This is a genomic window from Hominisplanchenecus murintestinalis, assembly GCF_943193015.1.
Taxonomy (GTDB): Bacteria; Bacillota; Clostridia; order Lachnospirales; family Lachnospiraceae; genus Hominisplanchenecus_A; species Hominisplanchenecus_A murintestinalis.
In genome coordinates this window covers 1-5,652 of sequence record NZ_CALPCM010000079.1, presented here as the reverse complement: position 1 = coordinate 5,652, position 5,652 = coordinate 1, and the positions used below count along the sequence as shown (strand labels likewise).

Below are 5,652 nucleotides of genomic sequence, written 5' to 3'. Positions count from 1 at the left end.
GTTAAAGCGAAGAAACTGAAAAAGGCGAAAGACCGCAAAGCTCTGCTTAAGAAAGTAAAGAAAGCAGGGGCAAAAAGTGCAAAAGTAACAAAATAAGAGATATAGGAAACAGCAAAAGCCGCTCTCCATAGGGGAGCGGCTTTTTGAGAGACTTTCTAAGTTGATTTATTAAACATAATATGATAAGATGAAAAAAGACAGGAACTTTTTGAGGGAGGTGAAGAAAATATTAAAAAAAGATTCCTGGGTTTTTGTCACTTAAATAAGGATCACAGTGAAAAGCACAGAGTATGGATGGAGGAGAACAGATAATTATGAAATTGAAAAGATTATTGGCGGGTTTCCTTGCCGGCGCCCTGGTAGTAACAGGCATTCCGGTTTCTGGCCTGGGAGGGATTTCAGCAGAAGCGGCAGTGCAGACAGACCAGGAGGCAGGGCTGAGCTACAGGTATCGTCCGGTTGACGAGAACAAGATAACTTTGGAATCAGATATTGGCGCAAGTGCGGATAATCCGGACAGGCCGGTTTCGAGTTTAAACAGACGTTCCGGATACATGCAGACAAATACGATTGAGGATTCAACAGGAGCTGTTCATAAGAATTTTTACTTCACGCTGGAGAATTCAAGGCTGTTGGGGTCTGTTTCTTATCTCTCAGCAGGGCCTCTCGGAAGTATTACGCGGTGCAGGGTTTACGTATCAAATATTGATACGCCGGATGCCGCAGATATTCATGGTTCCGGCTGGCTTCAGGTTTATGAGACTCCGGAAGACGCAGCTTGGGAAGCATACAGCAGTGACGGAAACAACAGGCATGAAGCCGTATTTGATATGGCACAGATAGCAAAGCATGTGCGTATAGAGGTACTGGGGACGGCCGGCGGCGTAAAGGGAGCGGAAGAAATAGAAGCGAATAAAGTGATTGCCGGGGAACGTGTGCTGATTAATGAGGCCGGGCGCCTGGATCAGAAAGAGGCGGAAGATGATGTAGCTCTGGGCACGGCGCAGGGCGGACAGACTACGATAGCGGCATACACAGGTACGACTTCGGGAGAAGGTGCGCCTGAGAATACAATTAACGGCAGGGGAGACGATATTTCCCAGGAAGGCAGAGGGTATTACTGGTGCCCTAAGAAAGATCATTGGCAGAGCGGAAATACCCAGACCACAGTGAGCTATATTATCTATGACTTGCATAACCTTGAAACGGATATTTCGAAAATCAAGGTTAGGTGGCATAATCAGGCATGGTCAGGCAAGTATAGCATAGAGACTTCGGATACCTGCAAAGTAGGTAAAGGGCTTGGAGAAAATGTGAGCGCTGACCTTGTAGATGCAGTTGAACTTTCATCGTTGGATACAGAGGGATGGACAACAGTTGCAGAATATGACGCCGGAGAAGGGAACTATGAGGATATGTCAATTACATTTCCGGCACAGGAGTTCCAGGAAGATACAGAAGTAGATAACCTTAAACTTAAGACGACTAAACTGAAACGTTATGTTCGTCTGGTTATTAAGAAAGCAAATGTATCTTCCGGGAATAAAGCGGCTCTCAGGGCATTTTCTATTACCGGAAAGAAGCATGTGCAGCAGGAAGCAGAGAATGTAGCGCTGGTGGGAGAAAGCAGCGAGACAAGGATTGTAGGTTATTCAGGCGAGGATACAATGGATGAGACAACCTACAGCAAAGAGTTTGCGTTTGATGGCAAGACGGGTGCGTCAAACGGTTCCTGGACGCCGTCGGTGTTGGCAGAAGGAAAAGGAATCAACATGAAAACGGGCGACAAGGCTTATCTTGTTCTTGACCTGGGTGAAGGTACGATAACAGAACTGAGCGGGGATACGCCTGTAAAGATTACATGGTCGGAGCTGGCTGCAGCCAAAGTATGCCGGGTTTTCACATCGGACACTTATACAAGCCCGGCAGGCGGAGACGAGTATAACTTTGAAACGCTGGGAGGAAGTCTTGATTTTGTTGATAACTGGGAACAGGTAGTGACAGGGTATGAAGGCGATACAGATACCCAGTATAAAGAGTTCGCATTTGCTGCTTCAGATTATACAAGCAGGCAGCTGGGACGCTATGTCTGCTTTGAGTTTTCCGGTTTAAATGGTCAGCTGAAAGATGATGAGATGACAGTAAATGCGGCAATCAGCGAGATTGAAATCAACGGATTCCGCAGAACGGCTGAGAATGCAGATGTAAGGCTTACAGTAGAAGAGCCTTCTTACGGCGCTAAGCCTGCAGATGTACAGGCATATGCGGCGCCGGCGGCAAAAGGCCAGTATCTGGTAGACGAGACGATCTGGACGCTGACGAGTAATAAAAATGCGGCCACGACCGATGAGAAATTCGGGGCGAAAGCTTATACGATGGTTGTGAGACTGAAAAGTAAAAACCCGTTTGCAGACCTGACAAATGTGACGGTAAATGGTATGACGGCACAGCCTTATACGGGAAGCCTTACTTTCGGGGAGGAAGAAGCCGGCTGGAATTACATGAATGTGTATTTTGATTTTGATCAGATAGCAGACCCACAGGCAGCATATACGGCTCTTGAAGAAGAAGTGAAATCCTCCGAACGGGCGGCAGATATGGCGAGAATTGCCGGGCTTGGGGAAGAGGCAGCGTTCCAGGAGTACACGGAAAGAAGCTGGCTGACCTTTAAAGAGGCATATGACTATGCAGTAAGTCTGGTAGGCGCATATCAGGCAGGAAGTGAGACGGCAGAAGGAGACGGTACGGCAGAGGATTTCCCAAGTGATGTCGTATACTATCCGGAGAGCGTTTACCGTGAGGCGCTGCAGGAACTTCAGGCAAACTATACGGAGAATGGCGCTTATGGCCTGAAAGCGGCAAGCAGAAAAGGGACTGTTAGCCTGGAAGTGGATGAAAATAATCCGAAAGCGGTTATCACAAGAAGCGCGGCGGAACAGAAGGTTGAGATGGCGGATGTAAACGCTATCGTAGGAAGCGCCGACAGAGAAGACGTGGCGTTTAAGTATAAAAAAGACCTTTCAGGTAATGATGCGAAATATAATTTCAAGGTTTTGCCGGACAACAGCTTTAGCGGAGTCGTACATGCACCGTACCAGGCGCCGACAGAGGAGAATCCTGCAGGTGTAAACGCCCTGTTTAGCATGAGCGGGAATGCGGATAATAAATTCCTTATTCGCTGCACCCTGAACCTTCCGGAAAGCGTGACTCATAAGCAGACTATCATAGGAATGCTGAACAACCAGTGGGGAATACAGCTTGAGGGCAATGAATTACTGGTATATGGGCATAATAACGGCTGGCCGACAACAAGGGTCAATGTCAGCGATATGCTCGGTCAGTCAGTGGAGATGGTAGCCTACTTTGGAAACGGAGCTTTTGAGCTGTATCTGGGCAATAAGAGGGGACGTGCAACGCAGTCTGGCTCTGGTGCATTGGTAGCGCCATCTGCCAATACGAACTTTGGCATTGGCTGGAATTATGATTACGGATTACATGGAGATAATAATAATAGTTGCCAGGGCGGAGATTATCAATTCTATGATGGAAGCATCAAAGATTTTGAGATGTATACGCTTACTCAGAAAGATGATGACAGCAATTGGCTTGCAAATTATGCAACGGAGATTAAGCCTGGCGATGACAAGTTTACGGATAATGTATGGAATGACAGCACAAAGACCCTGAAACAGTATTTTGCCGAGAAAATAGATCAGTATGAGCCGAATGTCGAGCTTACAGGATACTATTCAGCATATGGCTTAAAGAATTATACATGGCTGAACGCGGATGGGGCAGAAGTAGAGTATCCAAGCCCGTATGAAGACTACAAGCTGAAAGTGGAAATTGAAACAAGCGAAAAAGCGCTGGTTGATGAAAGCGATAAGGATCTGGTATTCCCTGAGAGTGCAATAGAGAAGAACTTCCTGTATACACTGGATGCAGAGGGGAATAAAGTGAACGTTCCAGCGGAATCTCTGGTTGAAGCGACAAAGCTGGCAGACGGCGACGGAACACTGGTTTATACTTATGCAAGCAAAGGATTGCCTGAGCCGAAGGAGACTCTCAGAAGCTGGCTGGCAGACGAGGCGAATGCACGGAAAGAGGCAAGCGAAGCATCTAATTATACACGCAGGAGCTGGCAGGCATACAACGCTGCATACGACAGGGCAGAGGCTCTTATGAAGTCTAAGCTGGATAGAGACCAGAGCGTATATGAAGATGCATTGGCTGCATTAAGGAATATAAATGATACGCTGGTAGAGAAAACGGCAGATACATGTGAATGCGAAATCGGTTCTGTAGTTTATAACGGTCCGATAGAAATCCCTGTAAGCAAGGCAAGTGAGGATGCAGCTGCAGAAACCGGAAGCGTAGACCTGGAAGGGAATACGATTGTCCGTTATGACAGTTATGGCTGTACAAAGCATGCAGAATCTGGCAGGACGCTGGACGTGGAATATGTAGAAGGGACAGGCGCTGACAACACGGTAAGCGGTGTAGTGAAAAACGGAACGCTTTTAGTCACGGGCGCAGGACAGGTGAAAGTTACTGTTAGGGCAACCTATGGCGACCAGGTAGTGACAAAGGACATCATGTTTACGACAATCAGCAGCGCTGAGAAAGAAGAGGCGAAGAAAGCCTTAGATGCAGCACATCACAAGAGCCAAGAGGCGTATGCTACCAACAATAGGAAGGAAGACGGTACGCCCATCTACACGGCTGACAGCTGGAGAGTCTTCCAGGAAAAATATGGGCAGGCTGAGTCAAAATATACTGCAGGAACTGATAATTACACAACTGAGGAGTTGAATGCTCTGGCAGCTGAATTTAATGATGCCCTGGCAGGCCTGAAGACAGTGGAAAGACAGGAGGCAGAAAATGAAGCGGTTGGAGTACTCTCCAAAGTAGAGACCGAGAATAAAGGCTACACTGAAGAGAGCTGGCAGGCATATCTGGATCTTGTGCAGCAGCTGAGGGATAAGCTGGAAGATTTGACAGTAACTCCTGATGAACTGAAAGGACTGGCAAAGCAGGTAGAGGAGTATGAGTTTGTAATGGCTCCGACAGAAGAAGAAATTGCTCTGGAGGCAGCAAAGAAAAATGTCCAGACTGCACTGAATAACGCAGTGAAGGACAGCGAAAGCAGCAAATACTCGAACTGGGACGGCTACGCAGCATTGAAGAAGCAGCTGGAGGACGCAATGAAAAATCCGGCAGCAACAGCGGCAGAGCTGAATGATTTGCTGAGCAAGTTCAATGCATACAAACTGGTGCTTAAGTCTGGTGGTGTTACGCCGGATCCGGGACCAAATCCGGGACCGGGACCGGGACCGGGACCGGCACCGAGACCGAACCCAACGCCGGTTGAGAATTTCGTAAATGTTAAGAACGTAAGATACGAGCTTGACAAGAAGAACCCGAAAGTGGCAGTAGCTGTAAAGATTCTCAAGGACGCAAAGAGCGTTACTATCCAGAAGACCGTGAAGATTAACGGTAAGAGCTATAAAGTGGAGAAGATTGGCGCAAGCGCGTTCAAGGGACTTAAGAAGCTTACAAGCGTAACGGTAGGCGTAAATGTAAAGACAATTGAGAAACAGGCGTTCATGAACTGTAAGAAGCTGAAGAAAGTAACGCTGAGCAATGGAAAAG

General features: G+C 47.4%; 1 protein-coding gene. It reads left to right on the top strand.

What is annotated here, in order from left to right; genetic code table 11:
- Window positions 1–314: 314 nt before the first annotated feature.
- Window positions 315–5,652 (top strand): leucine-rich repeat protein (locus NFR99_RS14500; protein WP_251354000.1); only part of this gene is annotated, 5,338 nt, incomplete at its 3' end.